Source organism: Nitratireductor sp. XY-223 (assembly GCF_004959855.1).
Taxonomy (GTDB): Bacteria; Pseudomonadota; Alphaproteobacteria; order Rhizobiales; family Rhizobiaceae; genus Hoeflea_A.
The window spans coordinates 22,844-40,894 of the sequence record NZ_SPNT01000019.1 but is presented as its reverse complement, the minus strand read 5'-3'; the positions used below and the strand labels follow the sequence as shown (position 1 = coordinate 40,894).

At 57.8% G+C, this 18,051-nt stretch carries 11 protein-coding genes; 9 read left to right on the top strand and 2 right to left on the bottom strand.

The genetic code is table 11. The features are described from left to right. Positions 1–215: 215 nt before the first annotated feature. The 9 genes from E4M07_RS27010 (at position 216) to E4M07_RS26970 (ending at position 15,693) form a co-directional block, all read left to right on the top strand. Complete coding sequence (locus E4M07_RS27010; protein ID WP_136661528.1) at positions 216–2,120, top strand: autotransporter outer membrane beta-barrel domain-containing protein; 1,905 nt, start codon at positions 216–218, stop codon at positions 2,118–2,120. 495 nt (positions 2,121–2,615) lie between these two features. After that, a complete protein-coding gene (locus tag E4M07_RS27005; protein ID WP_136661527.1) occupies positions 2,616–4,655 on the top strand; it encodes an autotransporter outer membrane beta-barrel domain-containing protein in 2,040 nt (679 codons plus the stop codon). Between the two features lie 394 nt (positions 4,656–5,049). Continuing rightward, positions 5,050–7,083 carry an Ig-like domain-containing protein gene (locus E4M07_RS27000; protein WP_136661526.1) on the top strand — a complete coding sequence of 678 codons (2,034 nt, stop codon included), beginning with the start codon at positions 5,050–5,052 and terminating at the stop codon, positions 7,081–7,083. A 57-nt stretch (positions 7,084–7,140) separates the two neighbouring features. After that, the gene (locus E4M07_RS26995) at positions 7,141–8,841 is read left to right on the top strand and encodes an Ig-like domain-containing protein (RefSeq protein ID WP_136661525.1); all 1,701 of its coding nucleotides are present in this window, start codon (positions 7,141–7,143) and stop codon (positions 8,839–8,841) included. After that, on the top strand, positions 8,841–9,809 hold the full coding sequence (locus tag E4M07_RS26990; protein WP_136661524.1) for a transglutaminase family protein: 969 nt from the start codon (positions 8,841–8,843) through the stop codon (positions 9,807–9,809). Before E4M07_RS26995 ends, E4M07_RS26990 begins: the two co-directional genes overlap by 1 nt. Before the next feature lie 226 nt (positions 9,810–10,035). Beyond that, positions 10,036–11,052: an NAD-dependent epimerase/dehydratase family protein gene (locus E4M07_RS26985; RefSeq protein WP_206057412.1), complete on the top strand. Its 1,017-nt coding sequence runs from the start codon at positions 10,036–10,038 to the stop codon at positions 11,050–11,052. A 188-nt stretch (positions 11,053–11,240) separates the two neighbouring features. After that, entirely contained in the window at positions 11,241–12,743 is a 1,503-nt protein-coding gene (locus E4M07_RS26980; protein WP_206057411.1) for an autotransporter outer membrane beta-barrel domain-containing protein, read from the top strand. Positions 12,744–13,773: 1,030 nt separating this feature from the next. Next, the gene (locus tag E4M07_RS26975; protein WP_136661521.1) at positions 13,774–14,109 is read left to right on the top strand and encodes a hypothetical protein; all 336 of its coding nucleotides are present in this window, start codon (positions 13,774–13,776) and stop codon (positions 14,107–14,109) included. 615 nt (positions 14,110–14,724) lie between these two features. Beyond that, positions 14,725–15,693 carry an AraC family transcriptional regulator gene (locus E4M07_RS26970; protein WP_169054423.1) on the top strand — a complete coding sequence of 323 codons (969 nt, stop codon included), beginning with the start codon at positions 14,725–14,727 and terminating at the stop codon, positions 15,691–15,693. A 28-nt stretch (positions 15,694–15,721) separates the two neighbouring features. On the opposite strand, the gene E4M07_RS26965 is transcribed toward E4M07_RS26970, so the two are convergent. Together E4M07_RS26965 and E4M07_RS26960 are read right to left on the bottom strand one after the other, a co-directional pair. Further along, positions 15,722–15,979 (bottom strand): hypothetical protein, encoded by a 258-nt coding sequence (locus E4M07_RS26965; protein ID WP_136661519.1) that lies wholly within the window; start codon positions 15,977–15,979, stop codon positions 15,722–15,724. Between the two features lie 202 nt (positions 15,980–16,181). Further along, positions 16,182–17,882: a pilus assembly protein TadG-related protein gene (locus E4M07_RS26960; protein ID WP_136661518.1), complete on the bottom strand. Its 1,701-nt coding sequence runs from the start codon at positions 17,880–17,882 to the stop codon at positions 16,182–16,184. Positions 17,883–18,051: the final 169 nt, after the last annotated feature.

Sequence of the window (18,051 nt, the reverse complement as noted above, 5' to 3'; positions counted from 1 at the left end):
CAGGTGCCAGCTGACACCAGGCATCCCGAGACAGCGCGGTTTCTGGGCCCATCCGGAATTCTGACTGCAAATCATATTTCGATCCAAATCCTATTGCGAAGCGCGGTTGGCGCCCTGATCCACCGGATTGCGCGCAGCGACCGGCCGGGAGGTCCGCAAAATCCCGGGCGACCTTGCTTTACCGATTTTCACGCAGATTTCGGGGGAGTGTTTCCTTGTCCCTTTTTCCAGTTTCCAGGCTGCCCGCAAGGCGTGTGCTCTTTTGCACGACGGCGCTGTTCCTGGCCCAGGCGGCGATGGCGGCCGACGTCACCGTTTCCCCCGGAACGACCTTGCCCACGACGTGGATCAGCGGGGGCGACACGCTGACGGTGGAGGAAGGCGGCACCATCGATGGAACCGCCGCCGGCGACCGAGGCGTAAGGGCGGAAGGGGACAATTACACAATAATCAACTACGGCACGATCAGAGGTGGCAATTTCTACGGTAGTAACGATGACGGCGTTGAAATCTGGAACAGCAGCAACTCCACGATCACCAACGCCAGCACCGGCTTGATCGAAGGGGCCGAGTATGGCGTTCATGTCCACGACAGTAGTTTCATCACGGTCAACAACGCCGGCACAATTTTGGGTATGCAGTATGACGAAGGCCTCCGTATAGACGGCAGCGACAACATCACGGTCAACAACACCGGAAAGATCATTGGCGGACCATCGGACGACGACGCCATCCGTATCGACGAGAGCAGCAACGTCACGGTCAACAACGACGGATTGATCGACGGTTGGGACGACGACGGCTTTGATATCGACGACAGCCAATACGTCACAATCAACAACAACAATTCGATCATCGGGAGGGAAGTCGGTATTACAGTCGGCAACTCCGACAACTTTGAACTCAACAATCGCGGTTTGATTGTCGGGGGCGATTGGGCAATCTTTATAGGTGGCACCGGTAAAGCCACAGTGAACCTTTTGGCCGGCTCGGTGATCGACGGAGACGTCGTTTTCGGGTATCTCGGTGCCGACGTGACGGTCAACATTGGCGAAGGGCTGAACCTTTACCTCGATTACGACCAGACGCTAGGGACGATCGGGACGCTGAACTCCGTCTTTCCCATTATTCATGACGAAACGAACGGCATCGTCTACACCATCGATCCATCCACCTTCGAGCTGTCGCAGGCCTTCATCCAGACGACGGCCGATGCCGTGCACGCGGCGGTGCGCGACGGTGCCGGGCGCGGCAACCGGTTCGGCGGCGGCTTTTCCGGCACCGGCACCTTTGCCTATGGCACCGGTAAACCCGGTTTTGACAACACCGGTCCGCGCGGCTGGGTGAGCGGTTTCGGCGGCTATCAGAGCCAGGGCGCCAAGCAGGCCTATGGCGGCCTCGTCACGGGCGGCGGCTTTGCCTCCGGCGATCGCATGTACGGCGCGTTCCTGGGCGGCTCCTATTCGCAGCTGAAAGACACAATAACCACTGATGCGTCATCGTTCTATGGCGGGATCTACGGTGGCATGAGCGCCGGGCCATTCTGGATCGAAGCGGCATTCCTCGGCGGGCACACGGATTTTTCCTACGAGCGCACGGTCGCCAACAACATGGTGGCCGGCGGCCTGGAGACGGTCTCGGCCGATTATGACGGCACCTTTATCTCGCCGTCGCTCACCATCGGCCGCTCACTGGGAGACCGCCTTGAGTTGCGCGTCGGCGGCACTTATGCGGGCCTGTTCATCGACGGCTACACGGAATCCGGAATGGCCGGCATGACGGTTGCAAGCCGTGACGTGCATGTGGCGGCGGTCAGGGCCGAGGCGCGCTACCTCGCCGAACAGCGCAAACTGCACAACGGCATCATGTCGGTAGAAACCTGGGCCGGTGTCGACGGCTTTTTCAATCTCGGTGGAGACGACGTCGAGATCAGCATTGCCGGACTGCCGTTTGAGGCGATCCCGGTCAACGTCACGGACGCCACGGTGGTCGGCTTTGCCGGCATTGGCCTTAATCACGACTACGGCAAATGGTCGCTGAGGACATCGGTTGAGGGCCGCTACGGCACTGATGCCTTTACCGAAATCCGCGGCTCGGCTGCGGCGGCCATGAAATTCTGAGGGCGCACAATAGTCTCCAAAGCGCCCGAAGGCCGCCACGGGCAACCGCGGCGGCCTTCATGTTTGAGGCGTGCCGGTTGGGCTTCAGCCCGCGCTGCCTTTTCGCAAAAACAGCGGGATCTCGGAAACCGGCAGCGTTTCTGTTTCGGCCAGGGCGTCGGCAACGTCCGGAACCCCGAGAACGCGAAAGGCTTCGCACAGGGGCGGTTGCTCGCGCTCCGGCACGAATTGCGACGCATTTGAAAAGGAATGCCACGTGCTCGCCCTTCTAAACAACCGGGAAATCACGGATTTTCGTACCTGGGAAGACGCTTTGCAATTCCGTGGTGCTTCCGGGTGTGACGTTTTTGAAGTCCGCTTTCAGGCAGCGTCGGAGCGGCTTCATTATTAAGCCGATTTCGGGGGAATGCTTCTTTGTCCTTTTTTCCAGTTTCCGGACGGCCCGCAAGGCGGGTGCTTTTTTGCACAACGGCACTTTTCCTGGTCCAGGCGGCAATGGCGGCCGACGTCACCGTTCCGGACGGGACGACCGAGACCATAACACAGAGAATCACTGACGACGGCGATACGCTGACGGTGGAAAATGGCGGTGCCATTGACGCAAGTTACCATGCTGTCTTTGCGACAGCGGACAATCAGACCGTGATCAATGACGGCACAATTGCATCAACTGGCCACGACGGTATCCACTCCATCGGTGATAACATCACCATTATCAACGGCTCGACCGGAACAATTTCAGGCGGCGATGATGTGATCGAGATTCAAGGCGTTAATGCCCATGTCATCAACTACGGACTGCTCCAAAGCGACTACGGCATTTATGTAAACGGCTCAAATGCAAACGCCGGCGACAACACCGAGATTACCAACGCCGACGGCGCGACAATCACTTCTGTCATGTATGGCGTGTACGTTTTCGGCAGCGACGAGGTCAAAATCACCAACACCGGCGGAGCCACGATCAAAGGGGGCGCGTTCGAAGGCATCTATCTTCACCTTAGCAACGACGCCATGATTACCAATGCCGACGGCGCGACGATCGAGGGTGTGAGATACGGCATCTGGGCCTACAACAGCAACAACGCCACGATCATCAATACCGGCGGCGCGACGATCGAGGGGGGTGAAGAAGGCATCGGTATCAACAAGAGCAACAACGCGACGATCACCAACGCCGGTGGAGCCACGATCAAGGGGGTCAACACCGGCGTTATTGTTAGAGGCAGCTTGGATACCAAGATCGTCAACAATGGCACGGTAACCGGGAACATTAACGGCATCACAATTACCACAGACGGATTTGGAAACGCCAGCGCCGGAGCCGTGATCACCAATCGCGGCACGATTGTCGGGGGCGACCATGCAATCCGCATAGACAGCACGAGCACCAACATCTCTGTGAACCTTCTCGCCGGCTCGGTGATCGACGGCGGCGTGCTTTTCGACGGCCCAAACCTGAGGCTCAATATCGGCGAGGGCCTCAACCTTTATCTCGACTATGACGGAACCATTGAGACGCTGACTTCCGTCTTTCCCATTATTCATGACGAAACGAACGGCATCGTCTACACCGTCGATCCATCCTACTTCGAGCTGTCGCAGGCCTTCATCCAGACGACGGCCGATGCCGTGCACCAGGCGGTGCGCGACGGCGCCGGGCGCGGCAACAGGTTCGGCGGCGGCTTTTCCGGCAACGGCACCTTTGCCTACGGCATGGAGCCGCCCGGTTTTGACAACACCGGCCCGCGCGGCTGGGTGAGCGGATTCGGCGGCTTTCAGAAACAGGGCGCCAGGCAGGCCTATGGCGGCCTTGTCACGGGCGGCGGCTTTGCCTCCGGCGATCGCATGTACGGCGCGTTCCTGGGCGGCGCCTATTCGCAGTTGAAGAATGCACTGACCACTGATGCGTTATCTTACTATGGCGGGCTCTATGGCGGCATGAGCACCGGGCCGTTCTGGATCGAGGCGGCATTCCTCGGCGGGCACACGGATTTTTCCTACGAGCGCACGGTCGCCAACAACATGGTGGCCGGCGGCCTGGAGACGGTCTCGGCCGATTATGACGGCACTTTTATTTCGCCGTCCTTCACCATCGGCCGCTCACTGGGAGACCGCCTTGAAGTAAGCGTCGGCGGCAATTATGCGGGCCTCTTCATCGACGGCTACACGGAGTCCGGTATGGCCGGCATGACGGTTGCAAGCCGTGACGTGCATGTGGCGGCGGTCAGGGCCGAGGCGCGCTACCTCGCCGAACAGCGCAAACTGCACAACGGCATCATGTCGGTAGAAACCTGGGCCGGTGTCGACGGCTTTTTCAATCTCGGTGGAGACGACGTCGAGATCAGCATTGCCGGACTGCCGTTTGAGGCGATCCCGGTCAATGTCACGGACGCCACGGTGGTCGGCTTTGCCGGCATTGGCCTTAATCACGACTACGGCAAATGGTCGCTGAGGACGTCGGTTGAGGGCCGTTACGGGTCGGATGCCTACCGGGAAATCCGTTCCAATGCGAGCGTTGCCGTGACGTTCTAAGGACGGTCCTTCGCAGCCATCTCCGGCCGGACAGACCGGGTATCTCCGACAGCGTTCCGCAGATGAGTGAAGCGCAGGACGGTCTTTGCCCGCAACTGTGGTTGCATTCCCACCGGCACGAATTGCGACGCATTTGAGAAGCAACGCTCCATGCCCGCGCTTCTAAAAATCCCGCAAATCACGGATTTTTGTCGGAGGGGAACTACGGGGGAACCAGGCCGCCGAAAGCCTCGCCATGACGTTCTGACAGCGCGATGCTTCGCCAATTCGGTTGTTCGGTATGAAAAATCCTGTCCGCACCCATCAGGGAAGGGATCCGGTCCAGTGAATCCCCGGGGAGCGGCGACAGCGCATCGGTATCGTCCGAAACAAATGAACGAAAGATGACACGAGCATGAAAATCTTCGAGAGATCACGAACCCGTTTGCCGATTCTTTCAGCATTCGCAATTCTTGGCGGTCTGATGTTGCTGGTGCCGCCAGCACAGGCGCTGCAAATCCCGGCCGGTGCTGCTGCTGATTTTGACGGCAATGATAATGCGGTATCGGATGAACTTTCAATTGCAGACGGCATTAAGCCAACCGTCGCGTCCGATGACGCGCCTGCGAACTACACCGGTGCCGGCACGATTGAAATTATCGTTACGTTCGATGAGCCGGTGAAAGTGAATTCGGGCACGATTATCATTTCCGGAGCCACTGGTACGATGTCAACAACTGCTTTGACATCCGTCACTGGCGCTACGTTGGACACTCAGTGGAAAACGACGCTCACTATTGGAACCGACGTAGGGGGTGATATCACTCTTTCATTAGACGACGGCGCAGTTCAGGATGACGCAGGCAACTCTATTGTTGCTGAGGATATCGCCACGATCACTGATTCGATGGCTCCGACCGTTACTGCTTTCACCGCTGAAGCGGACGAATATACGGCTAACCAGGATTTCACCTTCACGGTGACGTTCAGCGAGCCGATCACAGGCATCACAACCAATGATTTCACGGCGACCAACGGAACCGTCGATGCTGTCTCGTCCAGTAATAGTAACAAAACATGGACGATCACCGTGACGCCGGACGGCACGGGCCGGCTCGATCTTGAGATCAATGCAAGTGCCATTGTAGATGGCGGCGGAAACGATGTGCCGGCCAAGGTCTATTCGACCGATTTCAACAACGGTGTACAGATCCCGAGCGATGGTCCAGCACCGACTGTGACCGTTGCGTCCAAATCCGGCGCTACCTCGTATACAGACACAGGCGACCAGACATTCACGGTCACCTTTTCCGAGGGTGTCAGCGGCTTTGAAGCGGGCGACGTGACTATCGTTTCAGGTGGTGTAGCCAACACCGTTGTGATCACAAGCGGCACCGACAACGATGCCGTTTATGAGTTTACGGTGACGCCTGTCGGCACCGGCCCGCTCAGCCTCAACATCCCGGCCGATGCGGTTAACGATCTCGGAGCCAATGGTGTTTCCTTAGTCAACCTGTCAGTTACAGACGGCATTGCACCGACCGCAACATATACCGTTCCATCGAATTACACAGGGGCTGGTAACTTAACCGTTGATGTGACTTTTGATGAGCGGGTTTCCCTTGTGTCGGGCGGTGTAGGTGCGGTCACCACCACAAACACCAATGCCGGCATCACGATAGGCGCACTTACGGCCGATCCCAACGATAACACGGGAACAAAATGGCAGGTCGTAATTACCCTTGCCGCTGGCGTGTCCGGCGATATACCGCTCACCTTGACGGCCGGAGCCGTTCAAGATACTGCGACGCCGAATCCGAACACGAACGCCGAAGCCTCGATGGGGACTATTGAGGATGGCGTAGCGCCGACAGTTGCTGGTGTTGCGTCGTCGGCGACGAGCTATACGGATCAAACTGCGTTTGACGTCACCGTGACGTTCAGCGAATGGGTTGACAGCAGCACCGTTACCGGCGCCTTCACTATAACCGTTGGCACCATCGACACCGTCCAAACCAGCGACAATATCGTTTACACCTTGACCATCACGCCACCGGCCGATCTTGCCGGCGATATCGACTTGGGCCTTACCGGCGATGTTGTTGCTGATGTAAGCGATAACAAGGTGGCGGCTGTTGGTTCGTTCGATTCGGCGATAGCGAATTGGAGCGCCATTGAAGACAAGGCCGGCCCAACCGGAGAGATGGTGGCTGAGCACAATCCGTATACAACGAAGAACGCGCAGCAACTGACCATCACGTTCTCGGAACCGATCGATCCCGCTACCTTTGTTGTCGGTGACATTACCGTCACGGGCGGCACGCTCGGTAGTAGCCTGTCGACCTCCGACAACAAGACATGGACGATTGATCTGACCCCTCTCGGCACAGGTACGATCGATCTCAACATCCCTGCGGACTGTACGCAGTGCACCGGACAACCCGAATAACATCAAGGCGACCGGCCGTCCGTTGTGGGCGGCCGGCCTACTCGAAGGGGGAAAAGAATGGTGCGGCTCTTTCGTCTGTTGATGTGTTTGATCGTCTTTGCCGGGACGAGTACGTTTGCGCACGCTTTGCAGATCCCGGCCGGCATTGCCGAGACCAATGCCGGCGTACCCAATGCGGAATCATTGGTCTTCACGCTCAATGATGGTGTTGCGCCGGGACTGGCTTCAACAAGCATTCCGTCGGATTTTGATGGTCCCGACGCGTTTGTCATTGAGCTGGTTTTCGATGAAGTGGTTACAGATTTCGACGCCGGCGATCTCGTCTTGGCCAATGCGGATGTCGTGGAATTTGCCGGCAGCGGAACGATCTACACGATCAGCATTGACCCGATAGATGCGCTGGAAGATATCACCATTACCCTGCCGGCCGATGCGGTCATGGACGGCAATAACAATGGCAATGCGGAATTCAGCGCAACGGTCACAGCCAATCCGTCCGACACGACAGGTCCGATCGCCACGATCGATGTGCCTGATACCTACAAGCTGCAAGAGCCCTTCACCGCCACGATCACTTTCAACGAGAATGTCGTTGGATTTACGCTTGACGATCTTGAAGTCAGCGAAGCCGCGGCCTCGAATTTCACGGTCGTGTCCGCGAGCGAATACACTGTCGACATCACAACTGACGGCATCGATACCATCGGCCTGGCGCTGCCGGCGGACACATTCGAGGACGCCTATGGAAACGGCAATGAAAGAGCCGAGGCAACAATCGGCAATGCCGGCAATGTTGAAGAAACCCTGGAAGCCAATGCGGCTTTCATGTCCATGCGCGGCAGGCGCATCATGTCCGACCGGCCGGACTATAAGGCCATTGCCCTGCGCGGCACAAAGCCGTCCGGCGCATACAGCTTCGCTTACGGCACGGATGGCCTTACCGGTCTTCTGAACGTCTTCAAGGGGCAGAATTTCAACGAACGGTGGTTTGGCTGGACACAATTGACGTCAAGCATAACCAAGTCCCGGGACAATGAGCTGCAATTCGCCATGCTGATCGGCGGCATACAGCGCAGCATGAATGACAATTTGACCCTGGGCCTGACCGGTCAGATCGACTACAGCTATCTGCGCAACGACAGCGCCGGCTCACGCGTCAAGGGCGTCGGCTGGATGATCGGTCCGTATCTGGTCTATCGCGTGCCGGAGCAGAACCTGACATTCGAGCTGGAAACATCCTGGGGGCGGTCGACGAACGATACCAATCCTGTCGGGCTTTATGTCGACGAGTTCAAGACCGACCGCTTCCTGATTGCCGGTGAGGTTTCCGTTGATCTGTTTTATGGCGGCTGGACGGTTTCTCCGTCCCTGGGCGTGAGCTATTTCCGCGAAACCCAGCATTCCTATGTCGACACGATCGGCTTTACCATTCCGGAGCAGACGGTTTCGCTTGGCGATGTGATCTTTGGTTTCGACTTCATGCGGGACTGGCTGCTGGACAACGGCTCGACGATTGCGCTCAACCTTGGCCTTGCCGGCGCCTATGCGTTCGAAGCCAACACCGGGGGCGCCACGGATCTGTTCTCGGAAAACGCGTTGCGGCCGAAGATCAATGCCGACATTCGATGGTCGTATGGCGACTGGATTATTGATTTCAGTGTCTTCCAGGAAGGTCTTGGCATGGACCCCATTGGCGCATCGGGTGCCGAAGCCACATCGACCTGGGGAGCCAAGGCAGCGGTAGGGGCAAAATTCTGATGCGCGGGCTGTCGCTGTCATTTGTTGTCTTTGTTTTGGCCGTCCTTCCCGCCCACGGGAAGGAAAGTCACTACGTTCACAAACTGCAATTGCTGTACGCGCAAACCGATTTCGAGAATTTCGATCTCGCGCTGTTCAAACTGTCGGCCGACAAGATCGCCGCGCCTTCCACCGACATCGATGCCGGCCTTGCCGATATCGACGGTCTTGTGTCCGGGCTCAGGCGATATATTCCCGGCGATGCGACGGAAGCGCAAAAACTGCAGATCCTGCGCACGTTCCTTTATGCGCCCGGCGCGTGGAACGGTCATGAGCCGTTCCAATACTCAAAGACGGATCCGCAGGGCGTGCGCTTCAAGAACCGCCTTCTTTCCAACTATGTCAGGACACGCGAGGGTAACTGTATCACCATGCCGATCCTGATGGCGATCCTGGGCGGCCGGATCGGGCTCGACATGAAGCTTGCCCTGGCGCCGCGCCACATGGTGATCCGCTATACGAACGCGGCCGGCGAGACCATCACCCTTGAAGCCACCGACAAGGGCCTGCCGTCGTCCCTGGAGAACCTGCGAAAATATCTGCCGATTACCGATACCGCGTTGGAAAACGGCCTTTACCTGCGTGCCCTGTCGCCGCGGGAAACCGCGGCCGTTATCTCGACGATCGTCTCCGACCGTATGTCGGATTCGATACAGGCCGGCGACAACACCGCTGTCTTTGCCGAACAGATTTCGATTCTGGATCATGTGCTGCAGCAATATCCGACATTCGCGGCCGCCCTAGTTCAAAAGGCCGATACCTATTACTGGCTGGCGCATTACATCGTCCACAGCACCACCACCGAGACGATACCGCCCCAGGCTGCCGAGGAACTGCAGGCGATCGCCGCCGAGCAGCAGGCCATCATTGCGCGGCTGTCCGAGCTCGGCTGGCAGGCTGTCGACCTTTCGAAGCTCCCGGCCGATTGATTCGGGGCGGTTACGGGCAAAACGCCACTATATCGACGGGTGCGTTCATCGGCATTTCAGCTTTTGATTCGTACCGCAACACAATTGGCACGCAATGCAACGGAACGCGTGTTGAGGCCGTCAAGAGCGCAGGTGTAGGCTAGCCGTTGTGTGCACCGCGGGGCGGTTAGTGTCGTCGGTACCAGCCCGGATTTTCATCTGAATTGACAGCAAATCGGCGGCTCCATTGCCCAAGCGCATCTTCATAACCGGAACAGCCGGCTTTATCGGCTATCACTTGGCACGGGTGCTTCTGGCCGAGGGATTTTTCGTTCACGGCATCGATGGCCTGACGGATGATTACGACCTCAAGCTGAAAAGGCACCGGCTCGGCCTTTTGCTTCGAAACGAACGGTTCACCACCGATGAGGCGATGCTTGAGGATGCGGATCGCGTTCGCAGCGCGGCAGAATGGTTCCGGCCCGACATCATCGTTCACCTGGCAGCGCAGTCAGTAGCGCGACACAGCCTTGAGAATCCCCGGGACTTGTTGGACAGCAATATCATCGGAACGTTGAACGTCATGGAGGCGGCCCGGACGCCGGAAGTCGATCATCTTCTGATGGCCTCTTCATCGTCGGTGTACGGCGCCAATGATGACATGCCGCTCAACGAGACCGAGAAGGCCGATACCCAGCTGACCGCCTATGCGGCGACGAAAAAGGCCAATGAAAGCATGGCACACGCCCATGCGCATGTCTGGGGCGTGCCGACCACGATGTTGCGGTTTTTCAACGTCTATGGGCCTCTGGGCAGGCCGGATGTCGTGCTGTTCAAGTTCGTCGATGCGATCCTGTCGGACCGCCCCATCGACGTCTACAACAATGGCGGCATCTATCGCGACTTTACCTATGTGGACGATCTCGTCAGATGCATTCGACTGCTGATGGATGTCGTGCCGGAGGGGCCAGGCAACCGGTCCGGCACAATCGAGGGCGACAGCCTGTCGGCAGTGGCGCCGTTCCGGATCGTCAATATCGGTAACACAAAAATGGTCAGGCTTCTGGATTTCGTTGAAGCCATCGAGGTGTGTCTCGAGAAGCCGGCGCAACGAAATTTGATGCCGATGCAGACGGGCGACGTACCGGCGAGCTGTGCCGATGCGACACTCCTCCATGCCCTGACGGGATATCGGCCTCAAACAGACTACCGGGAAGGAGTCGGCCGGTTCGTCGAATGGTACCGCGAATATTATCAGCGTTGAGTTTCCGAATTTGCCGTTCCCGTGCAGCGGCGAACAAGGCAGGCCCGGCCATCTCGTGCATCTGATCGCGCCGGCACAAATCGCGACACAATTGAGAAGGATCGCCACGTGCCCGCGCTTTCCAAAGGGCCGGAAGTCACCGATTTTTAAGCATGTGCGGACAGACGCGCAGGAACGCCGGTCGGGCTTTGCTTCAGGGGGAATGCATGCGGGTATTTGTATTTGTTTTGTTGGCGCTTTGCGGATTGGCCGTTCCGGCGATGGGGCAGAGCGTGACGAACTATGCCGACTGTTCCGCCCTTGACGGCGCAACTCTTGGGGGCGCTACTCCCACCGGTGGAACCATAACGGATGAAATAATTGTAGGAAGTCTTGCGGACACTGATCTGATCGACATCGAAATCCGCGTTACCGGTAATTTCGGTCACGTATTCGTGCAGATAGATGTCGACACCGATTTGATTTTCAGTCGCGACGTGGCCATCGATGAAACATTCAACATTTCACATGATCCCGATGGTGACCAGACGTCAACGAGCATCTTGTTTAACAGTGAGTATTTACCCGACGCCCAGGGCCTAATCGAGGTAACTGTGAATTACACGATTGCATGCACCCCGAATACCGCTGGCACCTCCACAACAACTCCCGTTGTCACGGCTTTTCTGGCCGAGCGCACGCACAGGCTTCTCGAGGAATCGCCCGACCGTGCAAGGATGGTTCGCAAGCGCCTTGATGCGCTTTGGGGCGGCGGCTCCGAGTCATCCGTCTCGGCCTATGGAGCCGGCGAAAAAAGCAGGTTCTGGATGTCACAATCCGGCGGTGGTGCCCAGTTCAGCCTGAGAAGCCTGACCAGTGTCAATGCGGTCGACTTTCCGATCGGATCGGAGCCGCCCTTTCCCGAGGCGCCGCCCGCACCGTCGCGTTTCGGGTGCTGGGACCTTTGGGCCGAAGCACACTATGTGGACTTCCAGGACGCCGGGGACAGAAACGGTGATTTCGCGATCGGGTATCTCGGTGTCGACTGCCAGGTCCATCCGGCGATAATTGCCGGTGTGCTGGGTCAGGTCGACTGGATGGATGACCGGATCGGCAGTGTCGATTCCGACACCGAAGGTGTCGGCTGGATGGTCGGTCCCTATGCCACCGCAAGGCTTACGCCCAATCTGTTTCTCGATGTCCGGGGCGCCTGGGGCCGGTCGGACAACGACGTCAATGTCGGGGGGGTCACGGCCAGTTTCGATACAACGCGCTGGCTGGTAAGCAGCCAGCTAACCGGCAACTTGTTGTTCGGGGACGTTCGCGTGTCACCGGAGGTCAGCATCGCTTATATCGAGGAGCGTCAGGACAGCTACGTCGATTCATCGGGCGCGAGCGTTGCCGCGCAGACGGTGAGCCTTGGAAGGCTCCGTTTCGGTCCGGAGATCTCGCGACGCTACGTGCTGGAGTCGGGTGTCGTCGTTGAACCGCACATCGCTGTTCGCGGCCTGTGGGACTTCGACGGGACCGATGTAACGATCGCCGGCATCGACTACGGGATTGAAGGATTTCGCGGCATAGCCGAGATCGGCCTCATCGTGCAAAGACCGGACGATTTCAACATCCGGTTTTCGGCCAAATATGACGGGATCGGCTTGTCTGACTACCACGCCTACGGCGGTCAGGTCTGGCTCAACATCCCCCTGAACTGACACATAGCCGGGCAAATGTGCCAACGGCCCGCGTGCCCGGTGGGGATGGGATAACCATTCGAGAGAGAATCAAAGGGCGCGGGACCGGATGGTTTCGTGTTGATTGAAAGAAACGCAGCGGGATGCACCCGTCGTTGTATCCGGTCCCCCTGGATTTGAAGAAGCGACAAAAAAGCCCCGCTGTGGTGTGGTGGTGGTGGAACCCCCGGCTGTGCCGGGCGGACTGTGTGATGCAGACAACAACCCGAGCGCCGTCTCAAGGTGGGAGAAGCCATGCAGTGGTATTGGCGTTGTCGCAATCGCCCGGGGGTCCATGATGGTGGCGGACACCATCATCATCATCCTCACCTCCGCGCAACCGCGGCGACCGACCTGTCAGCGTAATCACGTCCGCTAGAGCAATTCTGGGCTAGATTGAACCGCTGGACCGGGGTGGTTGTTAGGTCGCCGGCTCGGCGGGCCACACGGTGGTGCAGAACCACCGCAGCTGTAAGCCAACGACACTGGGGGCTATATCGCCCGGTCCACTCAACGCAGCCTATCAACCAATTAGCTCCGTAAAGGGTGAGGAAAATCGCGCCCTCAGCGTCACCCAAGCCGCTTTCCCGGTGTTCGGCATCGGGACGCGCCTTGCCGAGTGAGCTGAATTTCCAGCACCAGACGGTCCAATCTAACCCAGACCTGCTCTGTTCACGGGCCACAAAACCATGTTGCACCGTCATCATCGGAGAGCCGGGATTTCTTTTCAATTGGCCCACGGCGAATTGGCACGAAGTGCGTCACAATTGACGTGTATTGCGACGCATTGGGCGTTCAATCGACAATCCAATCCTCCACCATGGAGACCGGTCTGCATTGATTTGTTTGGGGATCAAAGGTCGCGATGGCAGGAAGATTCGTTACGGCGCTCGCCTCTGCTCTATCCGCCTTTACGGTTTATCACCGCGGCTCGGCGGCAAACGGGTGTTTTCAGTCGACGGTCAAGTATGTGTCATTCGTCGAGGGTTTCCGGTTCGACGGATCAACCCTGATGTTGACGGGCATGAATGCAAATGTCGCCTGTTTTGCAGATCGTTTCGAACGGAAATCCGGCAGCATATCACTCGTTGATTTTTTCCGGTTTTGGGCGGAGCACGCGGATCGCTTCGAAGCAGATCCTCCAAAGGCTCTTGTCGCGGTCGAGGGGTGTTTGGACAGGCCCGTCATAGTGGAACTGTCTCACCCGCATGGTGAGGCGCAAGACTATGCGTTCGACGCAAGGATCCTTTTTGGAGCGCTTCCCGAAGCGGCCGGGCCAAGCTTCCTGATAATGGACGGCGGCTGGCCGTCGGGTCTGCAGGCGGCCGTGCCTGATGCGTCAGGATGAAGGATGTCTTGCGCCATGTTTCCGGTTTGCCGCTGTCCCCGTTTGACCATGCTGCAATCGAGGAGAGCTTGTTGCTGAAAGGATATTTTGTTATAACATTACTCGGGGCGAGTAGTAAGCATGAAATGGGAGGCGTGAATGTCACCTGATCAAGGGGTTTGCAATCGCCCATACCGCAGCCAGCCGGGTCAATTGTATCGGTGTCTTCGAACCCGATACCAGCTGAGTTACCTGTGCTGAAAAGCGCCAGCGGATGCCTATCAATACTGAATCCTGCGTCGTTGAGACAAACTCGGAACGCTGCTCCGTAGCACCGATCGTCTCAAGTGCCGTCATTGATCAGCCCGCGAAGGATCGCCCTGAGGCGCGCACCTTCAATGGAACCGATCAACGGCATGGAGCCCGTAAACCTGGTGGCTCCGGCGCGATGCGGTGAATTCCTTGGCGTCGGCAGTAACGAGCGTTGTTCCGATTCCAACGGAATAACGATCCCCTGTTTTGCAAGGCAATGAATGCCAGAAATGCATCGGCGATACCGAAATGTCAGAATCCCAACCCGTGATATCCTCAAAGGTCTCCTCGTCCCAAGTCCCGAGCAATGAACAGTTCGCCTGGATGCGCGAGCACATCAGCTCGACCATGCTGCTCGAGCGCGACGGTGCGTACGGCGATCCCTTTCACTATGAGCATTCGTTCTACCAGGCTCCGAACGCGATGTTTCATGAGGTTTTGTCCACGACAAGCTGCACGCTGGAGCGAAAGCCCCACTATATCGCCAAAGACGGCTTCGATTTCATCAACCTGGATATGCGGCTCTCGGGAACGGGGGCCTGTTCGTACGGGAGCGAGGAATCGACGGTGCGTCCAGGTGAGATGCGCATTGCCGACTTTACACGACACAGCCGCTTCGTCCTTCCCGAGCATCATTCCATATGCGTGGCGTTGAACAGACAGGCCCTTTCCGAGCGTGTTTTGATGCTCGACCGCTTCCACGGGTGGAAACTCCCCGACGGCCCGATGTCACGGGTTCTGGGTTCCGCGCTGCTCGCCGTTTTCGATCAGTTGCCGGGCGCCACGCAACATGACGCATCCATCATGACCGACTTTCTGATATCGCTGATCGCGGACGCGATGAATTATCAGACGATCAACTGCATGGAGAGTGTCGAAATCAGCGATATCTCCGTATTCAGCGCGATCCTGAACACAATTAGGCGCAACCTGCATGACCCTGACTGCTCGGCGGTTACGATCGCAAGCGATCTTGGCGTATCGAAATCCAAACTCTATCGGTTGTGTGAGGACCTCGGCACCCCCGCGGAACTGCTGAGGAACGAGAGATTGAGGAAAGCGGCAAAGATGCTTGGCGGGAGCGCCGGTACCAACCTGGACCGTTTGGCATTCAATGTCGGTTTCGCCAGTCGACAGTCATTTTCGCGGGCATTCAAAGCGCAATTCGGCTTGTCTCCACGGGATTACCGGAACGGACCCGTAATCAATTCCGATCCGTTGCCGCAAACGAACCCCTTCGACATGGGGTGGGTGAAGATGCAAACGGGGATGGTGCAGTCGCTCACGTCCTGACCGGTCACCTGGCCCGTCGATACCAGGGTCAGCTCCATCTGAAACTTACAAGCTCCCATTTCTGGCGCCCGACATCGAACTTGATCGTTGCGTTGAACCGTGTGCGACGCATCGCGCCGAAACCGTTCTGAGCATCAACATGCGCGCGGGTCGACCAAACGCAGTCGCCGGCGGTTTCGAGGCTGATGTGGCCGAACCGCCCGGTGCACGGCGACTTCAGGCAGGCCTTGACGAGACCGTTCGGATTGTGGCCAGTGCGGCGGCCTCCATATGAAAGCGCTGGCAATGCGGTGCCTTCCTGATTTGCTGTGTCGGCAGCATCACAATGACGGCAACGGCCAGAAACAGACAGGCGGCAATGATTTTGGTCGATTTGCTCACAAAACTTCACTCTATAAACGGCACGGAGCCCAGGGGATATGACGTCCCACAGACCCCGCGCAAACCGGCAACCGGTCAAACGTGTCGACGGTGCGGGCGTCTTGGCGCTACCGCGTCAGACGCAGGGCATTGATGGTGCTTGCAATGTCCTCGAAGGCCGTCGTGAGGCCGTCCGCGGTTGTCACATCGTAGAAATAGACCGTCGTGGTCGTGTCGTCGGTGGCGCAATCGTCCAGTGCTTCAAGCGCATCGTCTCTCTGGTACTGCGACAACAGGGGATCGGTACTGATGGCGAAGCCGATTGTGAAAATGGTAATGTCGTCATTTTTGATGGCGGTGCAAAGAGAATCAAAATGCGCAATGGATTGCGCTTGCTGTTTTCCTTGTCTGAAGCCGTCAGGTTCGACATCCGCAAATGCGGTATTGAACAATCCGTCCGTCATCATGATGACGTATTTTTTCAGATCCGCATCGGGGTCAGTATGGTCGCCTGGCTCCGAGCCGGCCGGCATATAGTTTTTCCAGTCATGGGAAATCGTGTACCACCCCCACTGCAATCCGATATGACCGCCGGTGTATCCATCGGCAATCAAACCCTCAATAGCCGTTTCCAGCGCATCCTGTGTGTCGGTCAGGGCGATGATGGGCGAATCCGGACACTCATTTTCCTCGAGCCGGGCATCACGGCTGATCATGCCGTACGACGGATTTGCATCGGCATATTGGTAGGACGTGTTGCCCGCGGTTGCCGGAGCCTTGCGGTCCGTGGCGCAATTGTCGGGGCTGGTTCCGTCGCTTTCGATGACAAAATCCCAGCAATCGGTCGCATCCTTGTTGCCTCCCCCGCCGCCTTTGTTTCCGCCACCGCCGCCGCCGCCGCCACCTTCGGCGGCCCGAAATACCCAGGCGTCACCGAAACGATAGCCGTCATACCCGTAGGTGCTGCCGCGGCTGAAACCGCCGCCAAATCCGTACCCGCCGGCAAACCTGAATGTCGGTTGAAAATCGAAATTATGTGAGGTGGGGCAGGACGCATAGCCGCTTTGAAAACTCACCCAGTCATAGCCGACGCGGGTGGTGTTGTAGAGACTCGGATCATAGAGGGGCGCATCGCTGGTCGGGTAGTAGTGATCGGCATAGACATAGCGGACAAGGTAGTTGCCTACATTGACCGCGCGCGAATACGGGACAAGGCTGATCCTGACGGAATTAGCGTCGCTCGCCGCGCTCAACAGTGTTTCGACCGCGGCTTTCGCGGCAGTTTCCAGTACCGCCAGTTTTTTCGTGCTGTCTGTCAAAGACACCGAGTCATCCATCGACCCCGTGACATCCAGCACCATGGCCACCTCGACATTGCCTACGCCGTAGTTTGCCGCCGAGTGGTTTCTAACCGTGATGGTGTCCCTGCCGGTGCCGACCTGCAGCAAACGGAGAGGCTGGTCGATAACAACCGTCGCGGAAACCGACTGCTCGCCGGTGTCGACGACAACGCTGTCGATGGCGAAAATACTGGCGTCCAGGTCATCGATGCCGAGATTGGCGGCGAAGAAACTTTTCAGGTATGTCTCGATCTCGTCGTCATCGTCCGAAGAGATGTCGCCGGCGACAATGGCTCTTGCGGTCGCCAATGTGGCGGCGTCCAGTGCATTGGCGGCCCGCGTCTTGTTCATCAAGGCAACCGAATAATCGAGAGCCAAACCAGCGGCCGCGAAAATAACCGTAACACACAGGGCGAACATGACTATGAAATTGCCGCTCCTGTCGCGACGCAACCGGTCAAGCAGCCGTTTCGGAAAATAGTGAACCATCTTCAGTACTCCTCAAATCTCTGAAGAACACGCTCCCGATGTCTCGGATCGAAGAGCAGCGTGTCCGGCGGGCCCCGAACCGACTGCAATCGATCTCGATACGGATGCCTTTCCGGGTCATTGAGAGCTTGATTGCTGGGTTCCGCGATGCCGCATTTCCGAACCGTTG

Coding starts and splice junctions, on each gene's coding strand:
- E4M07_RS27005 (WP_136661527.1), top strand. CDS start 2,616: ATGGCGGCCGACGTCACCGTTCCGGACGGGACGACCGAGACCATAACA.
- E4M07_RS27000 (WP_136661526.1), top strand. CDS start 5,050: ATGAAAATCTTCGAGAGATCACGAACCCGTTTGCCGATTCTTTCAGCA.
- E4M07_RS26995 (WP_136661525.1), top strand. CDS start 7,141: ATGGTGCGGCTCTTTCGTCTGTTGATGTGTTTGATCGTCTTTGCCGGG.
- E4M07_RS26990 (WP_136661524.1), top strand. CDS start 8,841: ATGCGCGGGCTGTCGCTGTCATTTGTTGTCTTTGTTTTGGCCGTCCTT.
- E4M07_RS26975 (WP_136661521.1), top strand. CDS start 13,774: ATGTTGACGGGCATGAATGCAAATGTCGCCTGTTTTGCAGATCGTTTC.
- E4M07_RS26970 (WP_169054423.1), top strand. CDS start 14,725: ATGCGCGAGCACATCAGCTCGACCATGCTGCTCGAGCGCGACGGTGCG.
- E4M07_RS26960 (WP_136661518.1), bottom strand. CDS start 17,882: ATGGTTCACTATTTTCCGAAACGGCTGCTTGACCGGTTGCGTCGCGAC.